We start from the raw sequence: 26,067 nt of genomic DNA on the forward strand, positions 1-26,067 counted from the left end.
CCGCCCGGAGTCGGTTCACGTGCCGGTGATGTGCTCGGGGCGCACCGGTACGCGTTGAAGGGCCAGCCCGCTCGCCGCCCGGATGGCGGCGACCACGGCCGGGGTGGACGACAGCGTCGGCGCTTCGCCGACACCGCGCAGGCCGTACGGCGCGTGCTCGTCGGCCAGTTCGAGCACGTCGACCGGGATGACCGGCGTATCGAGGATGGTGGGGATCAGGTAGTCGGTGAACGAGGGGTTTCGGACCTTGGCGGTGGCCGGGTCGACGACGATCTCCTCCATGACCGCGAGACCCAGGCCCTGGGTCGTACCGCCCTGGATCTGGCCGGTCACGGACAGCGGGTTGAGCGCCTTGCCGACGTCCTGGGCGCAGGCCAGCTCGATGACCTTGACCAGGCCCAGCTCGGTGTCGACCTCGACGACCGCGCGGTGGGCGGCGAAGGAGTACTGGACGTGGCCCTGGCCCTGTCCGGTGCGCAGATCGAGCGCCTCGGTCGGGCGGTGGCGCCACTCCAGCTCGATGTCCACCGATTCGTCCTCGAGGACGTCCGCGACGGAGGCCAGGACCTCACCGCCGTCGGTGACGACCTTGCAGCCTTCCAGCAGGAGTTCGGCGGTGGCCCACGCCGGGTGGTGGGTGCCGAACTTCCGCCGCCCCATCTCCAGCACCCGCTCGCGCACGGCCTCGCAGGTGTGCTTGATGGCGCCGCCGGTGACGTACGTCTGGCGGGAGGCGGAGGTGGAGCCGGCCGAACCGACCCGGGTGTCGGCCGGGTTGATCGTCACCCGGGTGACGCCGAGTTCGGTACGGGCGATCTGCGCGTGCACCGTCACGCCGCCCTGGCCGACCTCGGCCATCGCGGTGTGCACGACGGCGACCGGTTCGCCGGCCACGACCTCCAGGCGGACGCGGGCCGTCGAGTAGTCGTCGAACCCCTCGGAGAAACCGACGTTCTTGATGCCGACCGCGTAGCCGACACCGCGGACGACGCCCTCGCCGTGAGTGGTGTTGGACAGCCCGCCCGGCAGGGCCCGGATGTCCGCGCCCTCGCCCGCGGTCTCCCACTGCTTCTCCGGCGGCATGGGCATCGCCTTGACACGGCGCAGCAGTTCGGCCACCGGGGCGGGGGAGTCGACCGCCTGTCCCGTCGGCATGATCGTGCCCTGCGACATGGCATTGATCTGCCGGAACTCCACCGGGTCCATGCCGAGTTCGTCCGCCAGCCGGTCCATTTGCGCCTCGTACGCGAAGCACGCCTGGACCGCGCCGAAGCCGCGCATCGCGCCGCAGGGCGGGTTGTTGGTGTAGAGCGCGATCGCCTCGATGTCGACGTTGTCGATGACGTACGGGCCGGCCGAGAGCGAGGAGGCGTTGCCGACGACCGCGGGGGAGGACGAGGCGTACGCACCGCCGTCGAGGACGATCCGGCACGTCATGTGGGTGATCCGGCCGTCCCGCGTGGCCCCGTGCTCGTAGCGGAGCTTCGCCGGGTGGCGGTGGACGTGGCCGAAGAAGGACTCGAACCGGTTGTAGACGATCTTGACCGGCTTGCCGGTGCGCAGCGCCAGCAGGCACGCGTGGATCTGCATCGACAGGTCCTCGCGGCCCCCGAACGCCCCGCCGACGCCGGAGAGCGTCATCCGCACCTTCTTCTCGGGCAGTCCGAGGACGGGCGCGATCTGGCGGAGGTCGGCGTGCAGCCACTGGGTGGCGATGTAGAGGTCGACGCCGCCGTCCTCGGCGGGCACGGCGAGCCCGGACTCCGGCCCGAGGAACGCCTGGTCCTGCATGCCCACTTCGTACTCGCCGGAGACGATGACATCGGCGCGGGCACGTGCCGCCCCCACATCGCCGCGGACGATCGGCTGCCGGTGGACGATGTTGGGGTGCGGCACGTGTGCGGCGTGGTGGTCGTCGCGACCGGGGTGCAGGAGCGGCGCGTCGTCGGCGGTCGCGCTCGCCTCGTCGGTGACCAGGGGCAGTTCCGCGTACTCGACCCTGATCTTCGCCGCGGCGCGGCGCGCGGTCTCCGGGTGGTCGGCGGCGACGAGGGCCACCGGCTCGCCGTGGTGGCGGACCCGGCCGTGGGCCAGCACCGGGGTGTCCTGGATCTCCAGGCCGTAGTTCTTCGTGTCGGTGGGGAGGTCGTCGTAGGTGAGGACGGCGTGGACCCCGGCCTGGGCCAGCGCCTGGGAGGTGTCGATCGAGACGATCTCGGCGTGGGCATGCGGGCTGCGGAGGGTGTAGCCCCACAGCATGTCCTCGTGCCACAGGTCCGAGGCGTACGCGAACTCGCCCGTCACCTTCAGGGTGCCGTCCGGGCGCATCGTGGACTCGCCGATGCCGCCCTTGGTCCGGCTGCCTTGGGTGAGTCCGGTGGGTGTGCGGGTGACGCCCATGCGGTCAGGCCCCCTTGTCCGCGGTCTCGGCCTCGCCACGGGCGGCTGCGAGGCGCACCGCGTCGAGGATCTTCTCGTAGCCGGTGCAGCGGCACAGGTTGCCCGACAGCGCCTCGCGGATGTCCGCGTCCGACGGTTCGGCGTTGCGCTCCAGCAACTCGTCGGCGGCCACGAGCAGCCCGGGGGTGCAGAAGCCGCACTGGACGGCGCCGGCGTCGATGAACGCCTGCTGGACGGGGGAGAGTTCGCCCGCGGCGCGCGTCTGCGCGTCGCCGGGCGAGGCCTGCCAGCGCTTGGCCTCGTCGACGCTCGTACCGCAGGCGCCGCCTGCGCAGCTGCCCTCGGCGCGCTGCCGGGCGTAGTCGGCCAGACCCTCGACGGTGACGACTTCGCGGCCTTCGACCTGGCCGGCCGCGACCAGGCAGGAGCAGACGGGCACGCCGTCGAGACGGACGGTGCAGGAGCCGCACTCGCCCTGCTCGCAGGCGTTCTTGGAGCCGGGCAGTCCCATGCGCTCGCGCAGCACGTACAGCAGGCTCTCGCCCTCCCACACGTCGTCGGCCTCGTAACTGCGGCCGTTCACGCGGAAGTTCACGCGCATTGCCGGTTCCTCTCCTTGCCGCGGTACTCGTCCCAGGTCCAGCCCAGCGTCCGGCGGGCCATGACCCCCACCGCGTGGCGCCGGTACGAGGCGCTGCCGCGCACGTCGTCGATCGGGTTGCAGGCCGCTGAGCACAGCTCGGCGAACTGCCGGGCCACGGACGGGGGGACGGTCCGGCCGTTCTCCCAGAAGCCGCCCTCCTCCAGCGCCGCGGTGAGGAACTCCTCGGCCTCGCGGGCTCGTACGGGCGTGGGTGCGGCCGAGCCGATGCCGGTGCGCACGGTCCGCGACTCCGGGTGCAGGGCGAGGCCGAAGGCGCAGACGGCGATGACCATCGCGTTGCGAGTGCCGACCTTGGAGAACGCCTGCGGTCCCGCCGCCTTCTCGATGTGCACGCCGCGGATCAGCTCGTCGGCCTCCAGCGCGTTGCGCTTCACCCCGGTGAAGAAGTCGTCGATCGGGATGCGGCGGGTACCGCGCACCGAGGCGACTTCGACCTCGGCGCCCGCGGCCAGCAGCGCCGGGTGGGCGTCACCGGCCGGGGAGGCCGTGCCGAGATTGCCGCCGACGCCCCCGCGGTTGCGGATCTGCGGGGAGGCCACGGTGTGCGAGGCGAGCGCGAGGCCGGGCAGCTCGCCGCGCAGATCCTCCATGATTCGTGTGTACGGGACGGAGGCGCCGAGCCGGACCGTGTCCTCGCCGACCTCCCACTCCTGCAGCTCGGCGATGCGGTTCAGGTCGAGCAGGTACTCGGGCCTGCGATGGTCGAAGTTGATCTCGACCATGACGTCGGTGCCGCCCGCGATGGGAACAGCCGTCGGGTGCTCGGCCTTCGCGGCGAGCGCCTCCTCCCAGCTTGCGGGGCGAAGGAAGTCCATCAGGGGCCTCTTCTGGAATGGGTGGGTCGGTCAGGACCAGCGGCGAGGACGGGGAGGTCGGGAAGGACCGGGTCCCGGCTGGTTGTCCATGTCCTGTTCACGCGCCGTGGAGTCAGTACACCGACCTGCACCCGGCCGGGTGCAGTCACCGAAACCATGAAGCGGCTGGGTGGGCACGGCCCCGGTCTTGTAGATTCGAACGAAAGACGGGGCGGGACATCTCGCGGCATCGTCCCGGCGGGACCGGCCGGGAGGCGCGGACCCGGGACGGGAACCCCGGACCACACGACGAGGAACGGCGGCGAGGGAGATGCGGCTGCGCGCACTGCTGGAGACCGGCACCCTGGGCCTGCGGCTGCTGGCCGGCGAGCACGAGCTGGACCGCACCGTGCGCGGCGTGATGACCACCGACCTGCGCGACCCCAGCCGCTACCTGTCGGGCGGCGAGCTGGTGCTCACCGGCCTCGCCTGGTACCGCAGGCCCGAGGACGCCGAGCCGTTCGTACGGATCCTCGTGCAGAACGGGGTCACCGGGCTCGCGGCCGGCGAAGCGGAGTTCGGCTCCGTACCCGGCTCGCTGGCCGTTGCCTGTGCCCGTCACCGGCTGCCGCTGTTCGCCGTGGACGAGGCGGTGTCCTTCGCCTCGATCACCGAACATGTGGTGCGCCAGGTCTCGGGCGAGCGCGCGGGCGACCTCGCCGCGGTCGTGGAGCGGCACCGCAGGCTGATGACGTCGGGCCCGGCGGGCGGCGGTCCGGAGGTGGTCCTCGACCTGCTCGGCAGCGATCTGGACCTGCGGGCCTGGGTCCTCTCGCCCACCGGTCGCCGGATCGCCGGGGCCGGTGGCGGCCGCCCGGGCCGGGCGCTGCCCGCCCCGCTGCGCCCTGCGCTGGCCGGAGAGCACCTGGCGGCGGTGCGCACCGGGCGCCGCGGCCCGTACCGGCTGGTCACACCGGCCGGGACCTACTCGCTGTTCCCTATCCGCAGCTCGGGCGGCCGCCCCGGCGCGGGGGCGGGCCGCGACGTTGTGGGGGACGTACGCGAGACCGTGCTCTCCGACTGGCTGCTCGCCGTCGAGGCGGATGCCGGGGACTGGCCCGCCGAGCGGCTCGACCTGCTCCAGGGCGTCACCCAGCTCATCGCGGTGGAGCGGGAGCGCAGGGACGCGGCCCGTACGGTCCGGCGTCGGCTGGCCCAGGAGGTGCTGGAGCTGGTGCAGGCCGCCGCGCCGCCCGCCGAGGTCGCGGCCCGGCTGCGAGTGGCCGCTCCCGTGCTGCTGCCCGGCCTGGGCGCCGCCCCGCACTGGCAGGTCGTGGTGGCCCGGGTCGAGTGGGAGGACTCCGACCTGGACAGCGGCCCGCTCACCCAGGCGCTGCTGGAGGAGATCCTCGTCGACCCGGCGTCCTGCGGCCCCGAGCCGTCGGACCGTATCGCGGTCGCCGACACGGGGGAGGAGGCCGTCGCGCTGGTGCCGCTGACGTCTCTGCCGGACGGCGAAGGCGGGCAGGTTCAGGGGCTGCGGGCCGAGGAGTTGCTGGCGGCCGTCGCCGAACCGCTCGGGCGGGGACTGGACGGCGACGGCCGGCTGACGATGGGGGTCAGCGCGGTCGTGCACTCCGCCGAGGCGCTGCGCGGGGCGCTGGAGGAGGCACGGCACGCGCGGCGGGTCGCGGCGGCGCGCACGGGGCGGGTCTGCGCTGCAGGGCATCAGGAACTGGCCTCGCACGTGCTGCTGCTGCCGTTCGTCCCCGACGACGTACGCCGTGCATTCACCGCGCGGCTGCTGGACCCGCTGCGGGACTACGACCGCAGGCACCGGGCGGAGCTGATCCCGACGCTGGAGGCGTTCCTGGACAGCGACGGCTCGTGGACGCGGTGTGCCGGGCGGCTGCATCTGCACGTCAACACCCTGCGGTATCGCGTCGGGCGGATCGAGCAGTTGACGGGGCGTGACCTGTCGCGGCTGGAGGACAAGCTCGACTTCTTCCTCGCCCTGCGCATGAGCTGAGCCGCCGCGTCGGCGGTGACGGCGCCAGGTGACCGCGGAGAGGGCTGCTCGGAGCCGTGCCGGTGTTCCCGGACGGCCCGGCGCCGGCGCCGTTACCGCTGGGCGGTGGCCTGAACTCCCGCCCCACGATGGCCGGAACGCATGTCGCTCGTACGGGTGGTACGAGCCGGTCGGAACCCAGGGCGTCCCACAAGATTGTGAACGGATTCACCCATCCCCTTTCCACCGCCGCGGAATCCGTGCTGAGATTCGCCCAGGCTTCCGGCTCGACGGCGCGCTTGGGGAGGGAATGTGGCGGATACCGCCATGGCACGTTCGGGACGTTCGGGACCACCGGGAAGGCCGGACGCGGCCGATCGGGAGCACCCGCAGCATCCGCGCAGCATCGCCGTGTGGCGGCTGCGCTCGCGCGGCTGCTGGGACGACGCGGCGGGGCTGCTCGCCCCGCACGCCGCTCACGACCCGGCCGTGTCCCTGCAGCGCGCCGCCCTGCTGGGCGAGCGCTGCCTGTTCACCTCGGCCGGCTGGTCCGAGGCGGAGGACGCGCTGCGCGCCGCGGAGGCGCTGGCGAGCTCCGACGACGAGCGGGGCGCGGCCGCCTGCGAGCGCGGTCACCTGGCGTATGCGGCCACGGTCCTCGGCGTACGCGATCGCGCCGACGAGGCCCGCGCGGCGCTCGGGCGCGCGGCCGCCCTGCTCGCGCCCTCCGCCCCGGGCCGCCCCCTGCTGGACTTCCGGCGCGGTCTGATCGCGGAACATCTCGCGGACAGCCCGCAGGCCGCCGAGGCCGCTTACCGTCGTGCGCACGCGGGTGCCACCGCTCAGGGCGACATGCTTCTGTGCTCCTTCACCTACCGGCATCTGGCCGGACTGGCCCTGCGCGACGGCGAACTGGCTGAAGCGCGGCACGGGTTCACCGAGTCGCTGCGCATCCGCGAGGAGCTGGGCTATCTCATCGGCACGGCCCCGGCGCTCGTGGCGCTGGCGGGGGCCGAGCCGGAGCCGGAGGCGTCCCGGTTGCGGGAGGAGGCGGGACGGCTGTTCCGCCTGCTGGGGGGCGTACCCACTTGGCTCGCGGACCAGTTGGCCCCGAAGGCGGCGGCCTAGGACCGTACGACGCGGCCCGGGGCGCCGGCGAGACCGAACGGCGCGGGACCCGGGGCGTCGGCGGGACCGTACGGCGCAGTGCGCGGGGCGTCGGCGGGACCGTACGGTGCGGGTGCCGGGCCGGACGTCCGGCGACGCAGTGGCCGGGTGTCCCACGACGAAGGCCCGGGCGGGTGCCGGTGTGGCACCCGCCCGGGCCGCGGCCGACGCGGGGAAGTTCAGCCGCTGCCGCGGCGGGAACGGTCAGCCCGTGGTCACCGCGGTGTCGTCGACCAGGAAGCTGGTCGCCAGCGTCGAGTCCTCGGTGCCGGTGAACTTGATCGTCACCGTCCTGCCCTTGAAGGCGGACAGGTCCAGCGTCCGCTGGGTGTAGCCGCTCGGCGTGGTGTTGGAGTAAGTGGCCAGGGTGGTCGTCGTGCCGCCCGAGACGACCTGGGCCTTGAGCGTGTCGTACACCGTCGAGCCGGTCTCCGCCGTGTCGATGGCGAGCTGGAAGCCGAGCTTCGGCGAGCCGGAGGACGGGATGGCCACCGACTGGGAGAGCGTGTCGGTGTGCGTGGTGCCGTAGCCGTTCAGCCAGGCGTAGTACGAGCCGGCGAACGGGGCTCCGTCGGCGCTGTTGGTGATCACGCCGCTGGAGGCGGTCCAGTTCGCCGTCCCCGACTCGAAGCCGGGGTTCTTCAGCAGGTTGGAGCCGCCCGGCGTGGTCGTGCCGCAGGTCGTGGCGGTCGGGGCCACGGCCACCGCGCTCCACGCCTTCTCCACCGCGGCGCACTGCGTGCTGCTCGCGCCGTAGAGGTCGATGGCGGCCTTGATGCTGCCGGTTCGGGCAGCGGCGTAGTTGCTGCCGGAGGTCAGGTACGTGGTGAGCGTGCGGTACCAGATCTTGCCGGCCGCCGCGTTGCCGATCCCGGTGACGCTGGAGCCGTTGCAGGTCGGGCTGTTGCCCCAGCTCGACTGGCCGGAGCCGACGGCGAGCAGGTAGAAGAAGTGATTGCCGACGCCCGACGAGAAGTGCGGGTTGAGGTTCTTGGTGTTGGTGGTCCAGCAGCTCTGCGAGACACCGTCCTTCTTCGGGTCGTCCATCCAGCGCAGCGGGGTGCCGTTGCCGTTGATGTCGATCTTCTCGCCGATGAGGTAGTCGGGGGCGTCCTTGGGGTTGGCGGCGTTGAACTCGACCAGGGTGCCGAAGATGTCGCTGGTGGACTCGTTGAGGCCGCCGGACTCGCCCTCGTAGATGAGGTCGGCGGTGGCCGAGGTGACGCCGTGGCTCATCTCGTGCCCGGCTACGTCGAGTTGGGTGAACGGCTTCTGGCCGGGCGCCCCGTCGCCGTAGATCATGCTGAAGCTGGTGTCGTCCCAGCCCGCGTTGTCGTAGTTCTGTCCGTAGTGGACGAAGGAGCGGGCGCCGACGCCGTCGTTCTTGATGCCGTTGCGGCCGTGGACGGATTTGAAGTAGTCCCAGGTCTGCTGGATGCCGTAGTGGGCGTCGACGGCAGTGGTGGCTCGGTCGGTGAGGGCGCCGTTGCCCCACACGTTGTCCGAGTCGGTGAACGCCTTGCCCCAGCCGGGCGGCGGAATGTCGTTCGGCGCGGTGAGGTTCTCGGCGTCGCGCGTCTCGCCGTTGCCCCGGGAGCCGTCCTTGAGCTGGTAGCCGCCGGAGACGGCGGTGGTGGAGACCGTGACGTCGCCGACCTGGAAGCCGTGGCCGGTGCCGTCGGCGGTGTGGAAGTCGTTCCACGTACGGACCGTCTTGCCGGTCCTGGCGTCGACCAGCACATTGAGGTGGCTGGGCGACTGGTCGGGGGCGATGCCGTCGACGACGACCCGCCAGGCGAGGCGGGGCTTGCCGGAGAGGGCGTCGACGACCAGCTTCGAGGACGTCGTGTGCGTGGTGCCGCGCTTGGCCTTGAACCGCTTCTCTGCGGTCCTCTCGGCCTTCTTCGCGCTCACCTTGGCGTCGGTCGACAGGGACAGGGGCGACTTGAGCGTCAGGGTGGTCTCGCGCAGATTGCCGTCGGGCGCCGAGTGGACCACGACGTCACCGCCCAGCACCGGAAGACCGCGGTAGGTGCGATCGAGGTGGACGTGGCGGGTGCCGTCCTTGTCGATCCGTACGGCCTGGGAGGAGAACGTGTCGAACGAACTCGCCCTGGCCGCACGGGGATGGTCGGCCACCGACTGCTTGGCGTCCCGCAGTGCCTCGCTCGTGCTCGCCTTCGGTGGGGACGGCCGGCGGGAGTCCCCGGCCGCGGAGGCGGGGACTCCCGCCATGGTTATCAGGAGACCGCTGACGGCAAGCGACAGGGATCCCACGAGGAAGGGTCTCTTCATGGAGCGGGAGCGTGCTCCCGGGACAACGCCGGGTCAACGAGTACCCAACTCTGTTAATTGAGGATGCCTGTGAAAAGGGCATGACATTTGCTCACCAGGGGCGACACCCGTGACCCCGGAAGCTATGGTCAAAACTGTTCACAGAGTGACCACGTTGGCCCGGAGGTGATCGTGGTAGCCGGTTCGCGGGCCCTGCCCGCCGATCTGATGGACGCACTGCGCAATGGGCCCTTCGAAGCCGCCCTCGACAGCGCGATCCGAGCAAGTGGTCTGAGCCTGGACCGTATTCAGCACCGTCTCGCCCTCCGCGGCGTCGAGGTCAGCGTCACGACCCTCAGCTACTGGCGGCGCGGCCGCAGCCGTCCGGAGCGCCCGCGCTCGCGCCAGGCCGTCCGGCTGCTCGAAGAGTTGCTGGACGTGCCGACCGACGCGCTCGTCTCACTGATCGGCCCGCAGCGCCCGCGCGGTCGCTGGACCAACCGCGAACTGGACGTCCTGGAGACCGCGCGCCTCTGGCAGGGGTACGAGAGCCTGCCCGGGCTCCTGGGCGACATGGGCCCCGCCGACGACGGCCTGACCCGCCTCGCGGCCCACGACCGGTTCGAACTCGACGCCAACGGCGCCGAGTCGAGCTGCCGTACGACCCTGGTGCTGCGGGCCGAGCGCGAGCGCGTGGACCGCTGCGTGATCATCACGCGCGGCGACGACCCGGCGCGCGGACTCCCCGAACTCGCCGAGGTGCGCAACGCACGCCAGGGCCGGATCCGGTCGGACCTCATGGTGCCCATCGCCGCCACGGAGCTCTTCCTCGACCAAGTGCTCGCCGAGGGCGAGACGTCGGTGATCGAGTACACCCTCGTGTACCGCACGACGGGTGCTCCGTCGCACGAGTGCGGCCGCGGATTCCGCGCCACCGCCAGCCTCTACACCCTCGAGGTCGCCTTCGACCCGGCCGCCGTCCCCGTCCGCTGCCACCGCTGCGCCGGCCCGTCGGTCATGGCATCGCTCCCGAGTGTCGACCCGGTGTGGATCAGCAGCGCGGGTCGTACGCACCTGGTCGTGCAGAACCCGGCGCCCGGATTCCACTCCATGCGCTGGGAGTGGGTCTGAGGGCCCGGGGAGTCCGAGGTCACGCCCCTCGTACGCAGGTGGGGTGCTGGGCGGACGATTCGTCCGCGCGGGCCGCGGGTGCGGGCCGCACAATGGAGGAAACGGAGGAAGGCGTGCCGGACCCGTCGGGGAGGCGATGACCAGCCATGGCCTACGTCGTCGTGAGCGCGCTGAGCCATACCGGGCTGCTGCGCGACCGCAACGAGGACAGCCTCGTCGTCGGTCCCTGGACCTTGTGCAGCACGGTCACCGAGAGCCCCCAGACCCTGCTCTTCCCGCTCGGCACCCCGCTGGTCGTCGCGGTCGCGGACGGTCTCGGCGGGCACCCGGCGGGCGAGGTGGCCAGCGCCATGGTCGTCCGCCGCCTCTCCCGGATCGGGCCGGACCTGGACAGCGAGGAAGCCGTGCGTGACGCGCTGGAGGGCTGCAACCGGGCGGTCTACGCCGCCGCGGACGACGATCCCGACCTGATCATGATGGGGACGACGGTCGCGGGGCTCGTCGTCACCGAGGAGCGGATCATCAGCTTCAACGTGGGGGACAGCCGGGTCTACGCCCTGGACGGCGCCGCTGAGGACGAGGGCGGCGAGCGCGGCGCCGGTGAGGACGCGGGCAGCGAGGACGGCGGCGGCGCGGGCAGCGAGGACGGCGGCGGCGCGGGCGGCGAGGACGGCGACGACAAGGGGCGGCTGCGGGAGCTGAGTGTGGACGACAATCCGCCGCTCGCCCCCGGACAGCGCACCACGACGATCGTCACGCAGACGCTCGGCGGCACTCCTGATTTCAGCCCCGTCGACCCGCACGTCTCCAGCGCGCCGCTGTCCGCCGAGACCCGCTACCTGGTCTGCTCGGACGGGCTGACCGACCCGGTGCCGGACGACGAACTCGAGCGCGTGCTGAGCGAACACGCGGACGGCAGGGCGGCTTTCGAGCTGTGGAAGGCCGCGATGGACGCGGGCGGTCCCGACAACATCACGCTCGCCGCCGTCCGCATCGGCGAATAGCGGGTCGCACGTGCCACCCCGTACCCCGACCCGGGCCCGGGTGTCCGGTGCCCCGACCCGGGCCCCGGTGTCTGGTCTCCGGTGCCCCGATGGTCCCTGGGCCCCCGGTCTCCGGTGTCCTGACCCGGAACCGCTGCCTGCTGTCCCGGACCTCGGTGTCCGGTGCCCTGTCGCGGAGCTCTGTGTCCGGGCCCCCGGACCCGGTCCGTGCGGCCACCGCCGCGCGGACCATGGCGCAGCCCTGCCGCACGGAGACCGGGCAGCCCGCCGAGCGCATAGTGTGCAGCCCAAGGACGGATGCTGTCCGCAAGTCCGCCTGGCGTGGTCGTCATGACGAAGCGCACCGGCACCGCCGCGCCCGTCCTGACCACCCGGGCACTCAACCGGGCCTTCCTCGACCGGCAGCTCCTGCTGCGCCGGTCCGGGATGTCCGCCGCCGACGCCGTCGAGCACCTCGTCGGCCTCCACGCCCAGCTCCCCAAGGTCCCGTACTACGCGCTGCGGGCACGGCTCGCGGACTTCCGCCCCGAGGAGCTCTCCGACCTCCTCGCCTCCCGCCGCACCGTACGGATCGCGCTCCAGCGCTCCACGCTCCACATGGTCACGGCCCGGGACTGCCTCGCTCTGCGGCCGCTGCTCCAGGACGTGCAGGAGCGGCGCTTCCGTGCGTCGTTCCGCAAGCGGGCCGAGGGCGTGGACCTGGCCCGGCTCGCGGAGGTGTCATTCGGCCTGCTGGAGGAGCGGCCGCTGACGTTCAGCGAGCTCGGCGCGGCGCTCGCCGAGCTGTGGCCCGCCCATGACCGACTCGCCCTCTCGATGGCGGCACGGGCCCTGCTGGCTCTCGTACAGGTGCCGCCGCGCGGTCTGTGGGGGCAGGGCGGCCTCGCCCGGCACACCACCGTGGAGCAGTGGCTCGGAGAGGCGCCCGGCGAGCCGTCGGCGGAGGACCTGGAGGCGATGCTGGAACGCTGTCTGGCGGCCTTCGGCCCGGCGTCCGCAGGCGATATGCAGATCTGGTCCGGGCTGACCGGGCTGCGGGAGGTGGTGGACCGAATGCGGCCCCGGCTGCGCACCTTCCGTGACGAGCACGGCACGGAGCTGTTCGACGTACCGGACGGTCCGCTGCCGGACCCCGAGACGCCCGCCCCGGTCCGCTTCCTGCCCGAGTTCGACAACCTCTTCCTCTCCCACCGCGACCGTACTCGGGTGATCGCGGACGCCTTCCGCGCCCGTACCTGGAAGGGCAACCAGGCGTTCTCCGTCTTTCTCGCCGACGGCTTCATCCGGGGCGTCTGGCGCATCGAGAAGGAGCGGCGCGGTGCGGCGGCGGTGCTCGTCGCCGAACCGTTCGAGCCGCTGTCGCGCGCGGAGCACGAGGGCGTCGAGGAGGAGGGCGCCCACCTGCTGGACTTTGCCGCCCCCGGTGCCGTGCACGAGGTGCGTGTCACCGGGAGCGGGCGCTGAGAAGGGACTGCGAGCGGCCGGGGAGGGCGGGCCTCAGGGGGCACTCGTGATCACCGCGAAGTCCGCGCCGCACGGATCCGTGAGCCGCGCGAAGCGCCCCACGCCCTCCGCCTCCACGGGATGCAGCGCGATCGAGCCGCCCAGCGCCTCGCTCCGCGCCGCGGTCACATCGCAGTCCTCCACCTCGAAGTACGGCAGCCAGTGCGCGCGCACCCCAGCAGGAGGCGCGAGCGGCATGATGCCGCCGAACGAGGAGTCCCGCCCGCCGCCCGCAAGGGTCAGCACGGTGTACGTGGTGCCGGCGAACGGCATCTCCTCGGCCTCCCAGCCGTACACCGTCCCGTAGAACGAGCGCGAGCCGTCCGGCTCCGGGGTGTGCAGTTCGGTCCAGCACAGCGTCCCCGGGTCGCCCGCCCGCTCGAAGCCCGGGTGGTCGTGCGGCTGCCAGGACGCGAACTGCGCGCCCCCGGGGTCGGTGAACCCCGCCATCCGGCCCTCGGTGAAGATATCCATCGGCGGGATGCGCACCGTGCCGCCCGCCTGCTCGACCGCCTTCGCCGTCGCGTCGGCGTCGGTGGTGTGGAAGTACACCGTCCAGGCGCTCGTCGCGCCCTCCTCCGTCAGCGGTCCGACACCCGCGATGCGCTGCCCGTCGAGCAGGAACTCCGCGTAGTCGCCCGCCTCCGGACCGTGGCCGCGGAGATCCCAGCCGAAGAGGGCGCCGTAGTACGCCGAGACCGCGCCGAGGTCCGGAGTGCCGAGGTCGACCCAGTCGGGTGCCCCCGGCCGGAACTGCGTGCTGAGCATGATGGCTCCCCTCCGTCCGAACGAGGTACATCCTCAGCGTGGACCCGGCGCGCCCCCTCCGCACCCCGTCGCACGCGCGCCCGCGCCCCGCACCGCGCCCCATGGGAGCGGTGTGGGCGGGTTGCGCGCAGTCGCGAGCGGAGCCCATCGCCCTTGCCGTGCCTGCGAGATGGCATTGCCGCGCCGGTCGGACGCTGTCAGCCGACAGGGTTCGACCGCGTCGGGGAGTGCCCAGGCCGTCACCCGGGAGCCCCGCCACGAGCCCGCCGCTCCCGCGCCGTCCAGCCCCGGCTGCGCCCCTTCCGTCCGCGCCCCGGCCGGCCGTGGTGGATCACGGCCCCGCTGTCACCGTCGTCCGGCCGGCCCTCGTCGTGGCCGTGGGAGAACCGCGGCTGCGGCGATACGGCGAAGGAGAGCGACCCGGCGGGGCATGCGGAGTCAAACACCCGGCACATGCTGGAAAATCTGCTGCGATGGAAGCGCCGTCACGGCAGCAGGCCCACCCGGCGGGCCGCGACGACCGCCTCCAGACGGGTGTGGGCGCCGAGTTTGCGCATCGCCGACCGCAGATAGCCCTTCACCGTCTCCGGCCGCAGCCCCAGCCTCTCCGCGGCCGTCGCATTGGTCACGCCCGCAGCGACGCAGGACAGCACATCCAGTTCGCGGGGCGCGAGCCGAACGCGCGGCGCCGGGATCCTGGGATCCGTCCCGCCCCGCGCCGTGCGTACGTCCGCTCCGGCGCCGGCGTTGCGGCCCTCCGGGCCCGCGGCGGCGGCCAGCCGCCCGCAGACGGTGAGGATCTGCTCCCGCAGGGCGGGGTCCGCCACTTGCGGTGCCAGCGCCCGCAGCGCGCCGTACGCCTCGCGGACCTCCTCCCACGCGGCGGCCCCGAGCGGGTGCCCCGCGTCGCCCGTGGCAACCGGGCGGGAGGCCAGCAGCCGCTGTGCCGCGTCCCGTATGGCCAGCGCCTGTTCCAGTTCGCGTGCGGCCTCCACCGCGGCGCTCAGCGTGCGGTCGCCGAGGTTCAGCGGCTCGCGCACCGCGCCGTAGAGCACCCCGCGAACCCGGCGCCGTACGACCACGGGCACCGCGAGCACTGCCCCCAGCCCCTCCTTGGCCACGGCCGCGTCGTACTCGTGGCTGATGGCGCGTGAGGCCTGGTAGTCCGAGACCGCCACGGGGCGGGTGAGGGCGAGCGATTTGCCCCCGAGGCCGTTGCCGGTCGCCACCACGAGCCCGCGCAGTGCGGTGGTTCTCGCACCGCTCAGCTCGCCGATGCGGAACTGCCGGTTGTCCTCCAGGAGTCCGCCGAACGCGATCGGCAGGCCGCTGGTGCGGCGCAGGTTGAGCAGCGCCGCCCGCACCTCGGCCGCTTCGCCCGTCTGCGTCACCGCCAACTCCTTCACCCCCTTCCGGGGGTAGTGAGACCCAGGTCACTGATTACACGATGCTAGTCAGCGGTGTGGCAATGAGGAGGGCACATGGCGGCAACCGGTGCGACGGAAGAGTTCCGGGAGGCCCGGGATTTCCTGCTCCGGCACAGTGAGGACTACGACGCGGCCTATGCCGGTTTCCGATGGCCGCGCCCCGAGCGCTTCAACTGGGCGCTGGACTGGTTCGACCGGATCGCCCAGGGCAACGAGCGCCCCGCCCTGCACATCGTCGAGGAGGACGGGACCGAGGCCCGTATCACCTTCGCGGAGATGCGCGCCCGTTCGGACCGGGTCGCGAACTGGCTGCGCGAGCAGGGCGTACGGGCCGGGGACCGGATCGTCGTCATGCTCGGCAACCAGGCCGAACTGTGGGAGACAGCGCTCGCGGCGATGAAGCTGCGTGCCGTGGTCATCCCCGCCACCCCGCTGCTCGGCCCGCTCGACCTGACGGACCGGGTCGAGCGCGGCAACGCACGGCACGTGATCGTACGGGCCGAGGACACGGCCAAGTTCGCGGAGGTGCCGGGGGACTACACACGGATCCGCGTGGGCGGGGCGGAGTCGGGCTGGCTGCGTTACGAGGACGCGTACGGCGCGTCCGCGGACTTCGCGCCGGACGGGCCCACCGGCTCCTCGGACCCACTGATGCTCTACTTCACCTCCGGCACCACGGCCCGGCCCAAGCTCGTCGAGCACACCCATCTGTCGTACCCGGTGGGCCATTTGTCCACGATGTACTGGATCGGGCTGCGACCGGGGGACGTCCACCTCAACATCTCCTCGCCCGGCTGGGCCAAGCACGCCTGGAGCAACCTGTTCGCCCCCTGGAACGCCGAGGCGACCGTCTTCATCCACAACTACACGCGCTTCGATGCCGCCCGTCTCATGGCGGAGATGGACCGCTGCGCCGTGACGAGCTTCTGCGCGCCGCCCACCGTCTGGCGCATGCTCATCCAGGCCGACCTCACCCAGCTCCGCACGCCCCCGCGCGAGGCCGTCGCCGCGGGCGAGCCGCTCAACCCGGAGGTCATCGAACGGGTGCGGGATGCCTGGGGGGTGACGATCCGGGACGGGTTCGGGCAGACCGAGACGGCCGTGCAGGTCGCCAACACCCCTGGCCAGCCCCTGAAGACCGGCTCCATGGGCAGGCCCACCCCCGGCTTCTCGGTCGTGCTGCTCGACCCGCTCAGCGGAGGGCCGGGCGACGAGGGCGAGATCTGCCTCGACCTGAGCGGTGAGGCGGGCGCGCCCGTCGGCCTGATGACGGGCTATCACGGCGACCCGGAGCGCACGGCCGAGGCCATGGCGGGCGGCTACTACCGAACGGGTGACATCGGTTCGCGCGACGAGGACGGCTACATCACCTACGTCGGCCGCTCGGACGACGTCTTCAAGGCCTCCGACTACAAGATCTCCCCGTTCGAGCTGGAGAGCGCGCTCCTGGAGCACGAGGCGGTCGCGGAGGCCGCCGTCGTGCCCGCACCCGACCCGGTACGGCTGGCCGTGCCCAAGGCGTACATCGTGCTGGCCTCGGGCTGGGAACCGGGCCCGGAGACGGCGAAGGCGCTCTTCGCGCACTCCCGCGACGTCCTCGCGCCCTACAAGCGCGTCCGCCGGATCGAATTCGCGGAATTGCCCAAGACGGTTTCGGGAAAGATCCGCCGTATCGAACTGCGTGAGCGCACAGCCCGTACTCCTGAGGGAAGCGCTGCCGAGTACCGCGAAGGGGACTACACATGACCGAGCTCTCCTACAGCAGCGGCATCGGTACCGGCCCGCTGCTCGGTGACACCATCGGGGCCAACCTGGACCGGGTCATCGCGGCGCATCCCGAGCGTGAAGCCCTGGTCGACATCCCGACCGGGCGGCGCTGGACGTACGCCGAGTTCGGCCGGTCCGTGGACGACGTGGCGCTCGGACTGCTGGCCAAGGGCGTGCGCAAGGGCGTCCGGGTCGGGATCTGGGCCGTCAACTGCGCGGAGTGGGTCCTGGTCCAGTACGCGACCGCGCGCATCGGCGCGATCATGGTGAACATCAATCCTGCCTACCGCGTGCACGAGCTGGCGTACGTGCTGAAGCAGGCCGGCACCGAGGTGCTGGTCGCGTCCGTGGCCCACAGGACCAGCGACTACCGGCGGATGGTCGAGCAGGTCCGCTCCGACTGTCCGGCCCTGCGCGATGTGGTCTACATCGGCGATCCGACCTGGCACGGGCTCATCGCGGCCGGCACCGAGGTGCCCCGCGAGCGGCTGGAGGCCCGGGCGGCGGAGCTGAGCTGCGACGACCCGGTCAATATCCAGTACACCTCGGGCACCACCGGCTTTCCCAAGGGCGCCACTCTCTCCCACCACAACATCCTCAACAACGGGTACTGGGTGGGGGAGATGATCGGCTACACCGAGCGGGACCGCGTCTGCCTGCCGGTGCCCTTCTACCACTGCTTCGGCATGGTCATGGGCAACCTCGGCGCCACCAGCCACGGCGCCTGCATCGTCATCCCGGCCCCGAGCTTCGACCCGGAGGCCACGCTGAGCGCCGTCGAGCGCGAGGAGTGCACCTCGCTCTACGGCGTGCCGACCATGTTCATCGCCGAGCTGAACCTGCCGGACTTCGCCACGTACGACCTCTCCTCGCTGCGCACCGGGATCATGGCAGGCTCGCCGTGTCCGGAGGAGGTGATGAAGCGGGTCGTATCCGAGATGCACATGGCCGAGGTGTCGATCTGCTACGGGATGACCGAGACGTCCCCCGTATCCACCCAGACCCGGCGCGACGACGACCTGGAGCGGCGTACGGGCACGGTCGGGCGGGTGCTGCCGCACATCGAGGTGAAGATCATCGATCCGGCGACCGGGCGGACCCTGGAGCGGGGTGAGCCGGGCGAGCTGTGCACCCGCGGCTACAGCGTGATGCTCGGCTACTGGGAGGAGCCGGAGCGGACGGCCGAGGCGGTCGACGCGGGCCGCTGGATGCACACCGGCGATCTCGCCGTGATGCGCGAGGACGACTACGTGCAGATCGTCGGCCGGATCAAGGACATGATCATCCGCGGTGGGGAGAACGTCTATCCGCGCGAGATCGAGGAGTTCCTCTACACCCACCCGAAGATCGCCGACGTGCAGGTGGTGGGTGTACCGGACGAGAAGTACGGCGAGGAGATCCTCGCATGCGTGGTTCTGCGCGATCCGGACCAGCCGCTCACTCGCGACGAACTCGCCCGTTACTGCCGGGGCCGGCTCGCGCACTACAAGGTGCCGCGCTATCTCCAGATCATGGAGGCGTTCCCGATGACGGTCAGCGGGAAGGTGCGCAAGGTGGAGTTGCGCGAGCGGTTCGCGGAGGTCCTGCGGGATCAGCCGCCGGGGCAGACACGGGGGCGCACGCGGGACGAGCGGGCGGAGGGGCAGCCGCCGGGGCCGTCGTCCGACAGCCTCGCCCCGGCGTAGGTGTATGTACTGCTCGACCAAACCTGCCGGAGCACGTAGGTGTACTGCTCGACCAACCTGCCCGAGCAGTACATCCAGAGGAGCGGGGCCCTCGGTTCACCGCCGGGGCCCCGCCCCGGCACTCCGGCCCGCGTACTCCTCTCCCGTACGCCTGTCGAGGGCGCCCGGCCCCGTCGCTCCGGACAGGCGTACGGGCGCCCGGCCTGCGCACCGGGCCTTCCGCGGTCCGGCGCGCGGGGCGCGCGCCCGTGGTCCTGCCGTCGCGCCGGGCGCCCCGTGACCGGGGCGATGTCGGAGGGGGCCGCGCTCACCCGGTGACGCGCGGTGCGCCTACGTCACTGCGTGGCGTCGCGGTGGATGCCCAGCGTTTCCTGCGCCTCGGGGGAGAGGCCGAAGACGACGTCGGGTCCGCCCTCGGGGAGGACCCCGAGGGACACCAGTTCCTTGTCGGCCAGCGACCGGAGCTGCTGCCGGACGGCCTCGCCCATCTGCGCGGCGAGGTCGTCCTCGGTCGGGTTGTCACCGGCCGCGAGTCTCTCGCCGAGGTAGGAGATGAGCGCGCGCTCCTCGCTCGTCATGTCGAGTTCCATGATTCGACGGTAATCCGGCGGCCCGGGCGCCGCCGCCTCACGCCCCCATGCGGATGAGGTCGTCGGCCGCGTCGTTGACCGGCTGCGGTGTGCCCGTCAGGTCCATGACGAAGAGGGGGACCAGGAGCTCGTCCGCGCGGGCGCGGGCGTCGCGCGCGTATCCGGCGAGCGAGAAGAACACACAGCCCGTGGAGGACACCAGACCGTCCAGCCACAGGCACTCCACGTCGCGCAGCACCGTGGGCCGGGTCGTGGGATCCACACGCGCGACGACCCCCCGGCCGCGCAGATCCACCCCGGAGGCCGTACGTTCCGCGGCGGGCGTGACGTCCTGGAACCCCAGCCACTTCAGATACTGCGCGGCGGCGGTGATCGCGTCCCGGCTCGTACGGATCGTCACCGGCCGGAACGCCGGACGCAGTACGGCCGAGGACGGCGCCTGGGTGACGGCGCCCGATCCGCAGGACGGGGAGGATCCGAAGCCGCCCGAGTCCGTCGCGGCGGGACGGGTCGCCGAAGGCTTTGCCGGCGGGGGCACCGGAATGCGCAGTATCGCGCCGCACGGACAGCCCAGCTCGGGCTGCGGCCACTGGCTCTCCCCGTCGCAGGAGGGGCAGCGAACCGTCACCCACGCCTCCTCCCACGTGTGGTGGTCCACCGGCTCCGGATCCACCCCCTTCCGTACGGACACGGTGAGCGGCGCGCCGCAGGCGCAGGGGAAGGTGAGCGGGGAGAAGGAGTGCTCGCGGCGGCACGCCGGGCACCGCACCGGCACGCTCTCGGCCATGTTCGGCTCCAGCACGGTTCCGTAGTAAGGGTGTTGACTCCATGCTCCATGAAACAAGTTGTCTTGGGGAGAGACCTGCGACATTCGTTCGCCGCAGATGCGGTAGGCGCGCTACGTACCTCGTGGTGCCCGGCCGCCCGTCATCCGGCTCGGCGCACGAGGGCGCCCGGCGCTCTCCGGACCGCCCCATGGCCACTCGGTCTCAGCGCAGGGGGACGATCGCGGTGGGCGCGTGGCCCGGTTCGGTGGCGAGTTCCTCGAACTCCACCACCTTGTCGAGGTCGCCGCCCGGGCTCATCGCGATGTTGGTGACCCGCTCCAGGATGGCTTCGACGACCACCGGAACGCGGTGCTCCGCGGCGAGCTTCTTGGCCTCTTCGAACGCCGGTAGCAGATCGCCGGGTTCGGTGACGCGGAGAGCCTTGCAGCCCAGCCCCTCGGCGACCTTGACGTGATCCACGCCGTACACGCCGAGTTCGGGAGTGTTGATGTTCTCGAACGACAGAGAGACCTGGTAGTCCATGTCGAACGCCTGCTGCGCCTGGCGGATCAGGCCCAGGTACGAGTTGTTCACCAGCACATGGACGTACGGGATGTTGAACTGGGCGCCCACCGCCAGTTCCTCGATCATGAACTGGAAGTCGTAGTCGCCGGACAGCGCGACCACGCTCGCCTCCGGATCGGCGGTGGCGACGCCGAGCGCGGCAGGGACCGTCCAGCCCAGCGGGCCCGCCTGGCCGCAGTTGATCCAGTGGCGCGGGCGGTAGACGTGCAGGAACTGGGCGCCGGCGATCTGCGAGAGGCCGATCGTGGAGACGTAGACGGTCTCCGGCCCGAACGCCCGGTTCATCTCCTCGTACACGCGTTGCGGCTTGAGCGGCACATCGTCGAAGTGGGTGCGCCGCTGAAGGGTGGCCCGGTGCTCGCGGGCGGTTGCGGCCCACGCGGTGCGGTCCGGCAGCCGGCCCGCGTCCTTCCATTCGCGTGCGACCTCGACGAACAGCCGGAGCGCGGCCCCGGCGTCCGAGACGATGCCGTAGTCGGGCGCGAAGACCCGGCCGATCTGGGTGGGTTCGATGTCGACGTGGATGAAGGTACGGCCCTCGGTGTAGACGCCGAGATTGCCGGTGTGGCGGTTGGCCCAGCGGTTGCCGATACCGAGGACCGCGTCGGAGGCGAGCATCGTCGCGTTGCCGTAGCGGTGCGAGGTCTGCAGGCCGACCATGCCGGCGTTGAGGTCGTGGTCGTCGGGCAGGACGCCCCAGCCCATCAGGGTCGGGACCAGGGGGATGCCCGTGATCTCGACGAATTCCACGAGGAGTTCGCAGGCGTCGGCGTTGATGATGCCGCCGCCGGCGACGATCAGCGGCCGGTCGCTCTCCGCCAGCAGGGCCAGGGCCTTCTCGATCTGCCGACGGGTCGCGGCCGGCCGGTGGACGGGCAGCGGCTCGTACGTCTCCGGATCGAACTCGATCTCGGTGAGCTGGACATCGAGCGGGAGATCGATCAGGACGGGGCCGGGCCGGCCGGAGCGCATGAGATGGAACGCCTGCTGGAACGCGCCGGGCACCTGTGCGGGCTCCAGGACGGTCATCGCCATCTTGGTGACGGGCCCGGCGATCGCGGCGATGTCGACGGCCTGGAAGTCCTCCTTGTGCAGCCGGGCGGTGGGTGCCTGGCCGGTGACGCACAGGATCGGGATCGAGTCGCCCGAGGCGGAGTAAAGCCCGGTGATCATGTCGGTGCCGGCGGGGCCCGAAGTGCCGATGCACACACCGATGTTGCCGGCCCGGGCCCGGGTGTAGCCCTCGGCCATGTGGGACGCGCCCTCGACGTGGCGGGCGAGCTTGTGCTCGATGCCGCCGGAGGCGCGCAGCGCCGCGTAGAACGGGTTGATCGCAGCGCCCGGGACGCCGAACGCGGTGTCCACGCCTTCGCGCTTGAGGATTTCCACTGCCGCGCGAGCGGCCGTCATTCGAGGCATCGAGAACTCCTGAGTCGACCATCGTCCGTCGCGCCCGTGTCGCAGAATCCTGGACTCGTCCCGGGGTGCGCTCCGGCGGGTCCCGCGCGCCGGGTGCCGGGCCGCCGCGAGCGGCAGGCGCTCACTCGCCCCTCCCTTCGGGGGAGTTCTGCCACCGCACTGGCAGTGCTGCCGCCGCGGCGGCCCGGAGCGCACCCGTTGCCGGCCGCTGAGCCGGGCCGGCCGGGTACGCGCGCAGCGGGACGGCCATGGGTCACGCCGAGCGGTCGGTGTCGCCCGGCTTGCGGACCACGGCCTCGACCCGCTTGGTATGGGGGAAGCGGTATTCGCCTGACGTGCGGAAGGCCGGGCGAACAGGATCCGGGCAGCGGCGCTTTGGGCGCGACAGGACTGATGTCAGCGCCGCTGCCCGGACGTTTAGGGCCCCCTGGATTCGGGGGGAAAATCACGGGAGGGGTCGGACGGTCCGGCCCGAGAGGCGCTCGACCGCCCGCAGCAGAGCCGAGTGGTCCAAGCCCCCGTCGCCCTGCGCGCGCAGGGAGGCGACGAGCTGGGCGACGACGGCGCCCACGGGCAGGGCGGCGCCGACCGTGCGGGCGGCGTCGGTGACGATGCCCATGTCCTTGTGGTGCAGGTCGATGCGGAAGCCCGGCGCGAAGTCCCGTTGGAGGAAGTTGTCCTTCTTGCGGGTCAGTACGGTGGAGCCGGCCAGCCCGCCGCCCAGGACGTCGAGCGCGGCCGTGAGGTCCACTCCCGACTTCTCCAGGAACACCACGGCCTCGGCACACGCCTCGATGTTGACCGCGACGATCAGCTGGTTGGCGGCCTTGACCGTCTGGCCCGCCCCGTGCGGACCGCACAGGACGATTGTCCTGCCGAGCGCGTCGAAGACCGGCCGGGCCTCGTCGAAGTCGGCCCGCTCGCCGCCCACCATGATGGACAGCACCGCCTCGATCGCGCCCGCCTCGCCGCCGGAGACCGGGGCGTCCAGCACGCGGACGCCCTTCGCGGCCGCGGCTTCGGCCAGGTCGACCGAGGTCTGCGGGGTGATCGAGGACATGTCGATCAGCAGCGCGCCGGGCCGGACGTTCTCCAGGATGCCGTCCGCGCCGTAGGCGACGGCCTCCACCTGCGGGGAGGCGGGAACCATGGTGATCACGACATCGGCGTCCGCAACCGCCTCGGCGATGGAGGCGGCGGCGGTGCCGCCGGCGGCGGCGAGCCGGTCGAGCTTCTCCTGTTCGAGGGTGTAACCGGTGACGGAGTAGCCCGCCTTGATGAGGTTCTCGGACATGGGGGAGCCCATGATGCCCAGCCCTATCCAGGCGATCTTCGGAAGGTTGCTCATGAGAAGGGTGCCTCTCTGGACGTCGGGGAGGTCGGCGCCGTACGCCGGGCGGGGAGAACCGGGGTGCCGAACGGCGGGTGCGGCGGCGGGTGTTGAGCAGCCGCGGGTGGGGTCGGTGTCGCCTCCGGGTCAGCGCCTGGCTGCGCGGCGGTCGGCGGGCAGCCAGGCGAAGGCGCTCTTGGCGGGGGACTTGTACTCCAGGCCGAACCAGCCGTCGTAACCGGCCTTGCCGAGACGGTCGGCGAGGTCGTCGAAGTCCAGGCCGCCGGAACCGGGCGCACCGCGGCCGGGGTTGTCCGCGATCTGTACGTGCCCGGTCTTCGCGGTGTGACGGTCGATCACCCGGTGCAGGTCCTCGCCGTTCATGGACAGGTGGTAAAGGTCCATCAGGAAACGGGCATTGCCCAGTCCCGTGGCGGCATTCACGCGGTCCACCACCTCGACCGCGGACTCCGCGCTGACCAGGGGGTAGTCGGGGGATTCGGGCCGGTTCAGGGCCTCGATCAGCAAAGTGGCGCCGATCCGGTCGGCAGCCCGCGCGGCGAGGACCAGGTTCTCCAGCGCCAGCGCGTCCTGGACCTGCGGATCGACGCCCTGGACGCGGTTGCCGTACAGGGCGTTGAGCGCAGTACAACCCAGGGACTCGGCGAAGCCGGCGGCGACGTCGATGTTGGCCCGGAAGCGGTCGGACTCCTCGCCGGGCAACGACAGAGCGCCGCGGTCGGGTCCCGGGAGTTCGCCGGCGTAGAAGTTGAGGCCCACCAGGCGGGTGCCGGCGGCGTTCAGCGCATCCCGCAGGGCGCCGAGCGCAACCTGCCCGGGAGTGGGGGTGCCGGTCCACGGCCACCACAGCTCGACCGCGGTGAAGCCGGTGGCGGCCGCCGCCGAGGGCCGCTTCAGCAGCGGGAGCTCGGTGAAGAGGATCGAGAGGTTCACATCGAAGCGCTGGTCGCTGAATCCCATGGGGGCTCGCATTCCTTCCGTATGGCGGAAGTAAGTTTCTGCTGAATGGAAGCGTGCCTCCCGTCTGTGAGGGCTGTCAAGTGGGGCTGCCGGATTCTCCCGGCAGGGCGCTAGGTTGAGTGGCGTGAAACTCAGGGTGGAATTCACGACCGAACCGTTCGATCTCGACGAGCCGCCGCGCCATGCCGTCGTCGCGCGCGAGATCGTCCAGTCCGCCGAGCTGGACGCCGTGGACGTCGGCCCGTTCGGCAACACCGCGGAGGGGTCCGCGGACACGGTGCTGGCGGCGGTGGACGCGCTGCTGCGCAAGTCCCTCGATGCCGGTGCCACCCGGGTGTCCCTGCAGGTCAACGTGGTCGGGGAGGCCGAGGGATGACCCTGCCCGCCGACCACCCGTTCATCGCCGCCGTGAAGCCGCTGGTCGACGCCATGGGCGGGGACATGGTCGCCCCGGAGGTCGCCCAGGGCGACGATGTCGTCCTCGCCTGGGAGGGCCGTGATGTGGTGGCCGTACGGCTGCCGCATCTGTCCGACTCCCTCGACCACATCCTCGCCGAGCTGGAGCGGCGCCACGGGGTACCGCTCTCGGAGCTGGAGCGAAAGGAAAAGCAGTCGGTCGTGCGGATACTGGAGGCGCGCGGCGCCTTCTCCGTTCGGCATGGGGTGGAGACCGTCGCCTCCGCCCTCGGGGTCAGCCGTTTCACCGTCTACAACTACTTGAACCGGGAGAACGCGGCCAAGGGGGAGTAGCGCGCGCGGAACGGCGCTCGAATTTCAACAAAGTGTTGACGTGGCGCGGTGTGAGGGCGTTAGCTTGTCGCAGCCCACCGCACCAGGCCACGGAGGCTTCCCGTGACGTCGAGCACCCAGCGCACGCAGGGCAAGACCCCAGATCCCCCGGCGGGCCTCGCCCGGTTCAACGCCTCGGACGAGTCGGCCGCCCGCGCCGCGCTCCACGAGGCGTGCGGCAGTACGGCATGGTGCCGCGATCTGCTCGCCCACCGCCCGTACGCCACGACCGACGCCCTGCTCGCCGCCAGTGACGCCGCCATGGCCGGCCTCACCGCGGGCGACCTGGCCGAGGCCATGGCCGGGCACCCGCCCATCGGGCGGCCCAAGGCGGGCGACGCCACCTCGCAGCGCGAACAGAGCGGCGTGCAGGAGTCCGTACGCGCCGAGCTCCTCGAACTCAATCTGGCCTACCAGGAGAAGTTCGGGCATGTCTTCCTCATCTGCGCCACCGGCAGGACCGGCGACCAGATGCTGGACGCGCTCAAGGAGCGGCTCGGCCACGACGCGGACACCGAACGCGAGATCGTCCGCACCGAGCTGGGCAAGATCAATCGCATCCGGCTGTCGCGCCTCGCGGAAGGACCGTCATGACGGACACCGTCACCGTCTCCACGCACATCCTGGACACCAGCATCGGACGTCCCGCACGGGGCATCGCCGTCGAACTCGCCGTACGCACGGCCGCGCACGCCGAGTGGACCGTGCACGGGGCGTCGGCGACGGACGCGGACGGGCGCTGCAAGGACCTCCCGGCGCTGCCGGCGGACACCGCGCACGCACGTCTCCGCTTCGGGACCGGGCCGTACTTCACCCATCAGCACCACGCGTCAGGCCGGCAAGGACAGCAAGGACAGCAAGCCGAGGAACAGCAGGACGCCCCCCGCACAAGGGACAGCGGAGCCTTCTTCCCGGAGGTGGCGATCGTCTTCGCCGTCGAGCCGGGTGAGCACTACCACGTGCCGCTGCTGCTCAACCCGTTCGGCTACTCCGTATACCGAGGGAGCTAGCACC

Annotated in this window: 23 protein-coding genes; 11 read left to right on the top strand and 12 right to left on the bottom strand. The window is 71.9% G+C overall.

The annotated features are described in order from the left end of the window. Positions 1-15 precede the first annotated feature (15 nt). Genes pucD through AB0M26_RS03955 form a run of 3 tightly spaced genes read right to left on the bottom strand, consistent with a single transcriptional unit; the run spans position 16 to position 3,879 of the window. Positions 16-2,400, bottom strand: a complete 2,385-nt coding sequence (gene pucD, locus AB0M26_RS03945) for a xanthine dehydrogenase subunit D (RefSeq protein ID WP_365254050.1) — start codon at positions 2,398-2,400, stop codon at positions 16-18. 4 nt (positions 2,401-2,404) lie between these two features. Next, positions 2,405-3,001 carry a (2Fe-2S)-binding protein gene (locus tag AB0M26_RS03950; RefSeq protein ID WP_365254053.1) on the bottom strand — a complete coding sequence of 199 codons (597 nt, stop codon included), beginning with the start codon at positions 2,999-3,001 and terminating at the stop codon, positions 2,405-2,407. Beyond that, positions 2,992-3,879, bottom strand: a complete 888-nt coding sequence (locus AB0M26_RS03955; protein ID WP_365254056.1) for a xanthine dehydrogenase family protein subunit M — start codon at positions 3,877-3,879, stop codon at positions 2,992-2,994. The genes AB0M26_RS03950 and AB0M26_RS03955 overlap by 10 nt, the downstream gene beginning before the upstream one ends. Before the next feature lie 310 nt (positions 3,880-4,189). Here AB0M26_RS03955 and AB0M26_RS03960 point away from each other — a divergent pair, with 310 nt between their 5' ends. Together AB0M26_RS03960 and AB0M26_RS03965 are read left to right on the top strand one after the other, a co-directional pair. Then, a complete protein-coding gene (locus AB0M26_RS03960) occupies positions 4,190-5,887 on the top strand; it encodes a PucR family transcriptional regulator ligand-binding domain-containing protein (protein ID WP_365254059.1) in 1,698 nt (565 codons plus the stop codon). Positions 5,888-6,193: 306 nt separating this feature from the next. Beyond that, positions 6,194-6,994 carry a hypothetical protein gene (locus tag AB0M26_RS03965; protein WP_365254062.1) on the top strand — a complete coding sequence of 267 codons (801 nt, stop codon included), beginning with the start codon at positions 6,194-6,196 and terminating at the stop codon, positions 6,992-6,994. 243 nt (positions 6,995-7,237) lie between these two features. Here the strand turns inward: AB0M26_RS03965 and AB0M26_RS03970 are convergent, their stop codons facing one another. After that, a complete protein-coding gene (locus tag AB0M26_RS03970) occupies positions 7,238-9,328 on the bottom strand; it encodes a M4 family metallopeptidase (RefSeq protein WP_365254065.1) in 2,091 nt (696 codons plus the stop codon). 171 nt (positions 9,329-9,499) lie between these two features. Here AB0M26_RS03970 and AB0M26_RS03975 point away from each other — a divergent pair, with 171 nt between their 5' ends. From AB0M26_RS03975 to AB0M26_RS03985, 3 genes are all read left to right on the top strand, one after another. Beyond that, positions 9,500-10,438: a hypothetical protein gene (locus tag AB0M26_RS03975; protein ID WP_365254068.1), complete on the top strand. Its 939-nt coding sequence runs from the start codon at positions 9,500-9,502 to the stop codon at positions 10,436-10,438. Positions 10,439-10,584: 146 nt separating this feature from the next. Continuing rightward, a complete protein-coding gene (locus tag AB0M26_RS03980; protein ID WP_365254071.1) occupies positions 10,585-11,442 on the top strand; it encodes a protein phosphatase 2C domain-containing protein in 858 nt (285 codons plus the stop codon). A gap of 330 nt (positions 11,443-11,772) precedes the next feature. Further along, entirely contained in the window at positions 11,773-12,906 is a 1,134-nt protein-coding gene (locus tag AB0M26_RS03985) for a winged helix DNA-binding domain-containing protein (protein ID WP_365254073.1), read from the top strand. A 33-nt stretch (positions 12,907-12,939) separates the two neighbouring features. Here AB0M26_RS03985 and AB0M26_RS03990 read toward each other — a convergent pair whose 3' ends face one another. The 3 genes from AB0M26_RS03990 to AB0M26_RS04000 form a co-directional block, all read right to left on the bottom strand. After that, complete coding sequence (locus tag AB0M26_RS03990) at positions 12,940-13,713, bottom strand: VOC family protein (RefSeq protein WP_365254075.1); 774 nt, start codon at positions 13,711-13,713, stop codon at positions 12,940-12,942. Between the two features lie 239 nt (positions 13,714-13,952). Then, positions 13,953-14,159: a hypothetical protein gene (locus AB0M26_RS03995; protein ID WP_365254078.1), complete on the bottom strand. Its 207-nt coding sequence runs from the start codon at positions 14,157-14,159 to the stop codon at positions 13,953-13,955. A 39-nt stretch (positions 14,160-14,198) separates the two neighbouring features. Continuing rightward, on the bottom strand, positions 14,199-15,104 hold the full coding sequence (locus tag AB0M26_RS04000) for a helix-turn-helix transcriptional regulator (protein ID WP_365254081.1): 906 nt from the start codon (positions 15,102-15,104) through the stop codon (positions 14,199-14,201). A gap of 90 nt (positions 15,105-15,194) precedes the next feature. On the opposite strand from AB0M26_RS04000, the gene AB0M26_RS04005 reads away from it, so the two are divergent. Next, entirely contained in the window at positions 15,195-16,886 is a 1,692-nt protein-coding gene (locus AB0M26_RS04005) for an AMP-binding protein (protein WP_365254084.1), read from the top strand. Continuing rightward, entirely contained in the window at positions 16,883-18,592 is a 1,710-nt protein-coding gene (locus AB0M26_RS04010) for an AMP-binding protein (RefSeq protein ID WP_365254087.1), read from the top strand. The genes AB0M26_RS04005 and AB0M26_RS04010 overlap by 4 nt, the downstream gene beginning before the upstream one ends. 335 nt (positions 18,593-18,927) lie before the next feature. Here the strand turns inward: AB0M26_RS04010 and AB0M26_RS04015 are convergent, their stop codons facing one another. The 5 genes from AB0M26_RS04015 to AB0M26_RS04035 all read right to left on the bottom strand — a co-directional run bounded on the left by AB0M26_RS04015 (position 18,928) and on the right by AB0M26_RS04035 (position 24,264). Then, positions 18,928-19,182, bottom strand: a complete 255-nt coding sequence (locus AB0M26_RS04015) for a hypothetical protein (protein WP_365254090.1) — start codon at positions 19,180-19,182, stop codon at positions 18,928-18,930. 37 nt (positions 19,183-19,219) lie between these two features. Continuing rightward, positions 19,220-19,969 (bottom strand): hypothetical protein, encoded by a 750-nt coding sequence (locus AB0M26_RS04020; protein WP_365254537.1) that lies wholly within the window; start codon positions 19,967-19,969, stop codon positions 19,220-19,222. 202 nt (positions 19,970-20,171) lie between these two features. Then, positions 20,172-21,953 (bottom strand): glyoxylate carboligase, encoded by a 1,782-nt coding sequence (gene gcl / locus AB0M26_RS04025; protein WP_365254093.1) that lies wholly within the window; start codon positions 21,951-21,953, stop codon positions 20,172-20,174. Positions 21,954-22,398: 445 nt separating this feature from the next. Further along, positions 22,399-23,301, bottom strand: coding sequence for a 2-hydroxy-3-oxopropionate reductase (locus AB0M26_RS04030; protein WP_365254096.1), 903 nt, complete (start codon positions 23,299-23,301; stop codon positions 22,399-22,401). A gap of 129 nt (positions 23,302-23,430) precedes the next feature. After that, a complete protein-coding gene (locus tag AB0M26_RS04035; RefSeq protein WP_365254099.1) occupies positions 23,431-24,264 on the bottom strand; it encodes a TIM barrel protein in 834 nt (277 codons plus the stop codon). 124 nt (positions 24,265-24,388) lie between these two features. On the opposite strand from AB0M26_RS04035, the gene AB0M26_RS04040 reads away from it, so the two are divergent. The 4 genes from AB0M26_RS04040 (at position 24,389) to uraH (ending at position 26,063) form a co-directional block, all read left to right on the top strand. Continuing rightward, positions 24,389-24,640 carry a hypothetical protein gene (locus AB0M26_RS04040; protein ID WP_365254102.1) on the top strand — a complete coding sequence of 84 codons (252 nt, stop codon included), beginning with the start codon at positions 24,389-24,391 and terminating at the stop codon, positions 24,638-24,640. Further along, entirely contained in the window at positions 24,637-25,014 is a 378-nt protein-coding gene (locus tag AB0M26_RS04045; protein WP_365254105.1) for a helix-turn-helix domain-containing protein, read from the top strand. Before AB0M26_RS04040 ends, AB0M26_RS04045 begins: the two co-directional genes overlap by 4 nt. Before the next feature lie 102 nt (positions 25,015-25,116). Continuing rightward, entirely contained in the window at positions 25,117-25,647 is a 531-nt protein-coding gene (gene uraD / locus AB0M26_RS04050) for a 2-oxo-4-hydroxy-4-carboxy-5-ureidoimidazoline decarboxylase (protein WP_365254108.1), read from the top strand. Then, positions 25,644-26,063: a hydroxyisourate hydrolase gene (uraH, locus tag AB0M26_RS04055; RefSeq protein ID WP_365254111.1), complete on the top strand. Its 420-nt coding sequence runs from the start codon at positions 25,644-25,646 to the stop codon at positions 26,061-26,063. The genes uraD and uraH overlap by 4 nt, the downstream gene beginning before the upstream one ends. Positions 26,064-26,067: the final 4 nt, after the last annotated feature.

Origin of the sequence: Streptomyces sp. NPDC051776 (genome assembly GCF_040681345.1) — a bacterium.
In the GTDB taxonomy this organism is placed as follows: Bacteria; Actinomycetota; Actinomycetes; order Streptomycetales; family Streptomycetaceae; genus Streptomyces.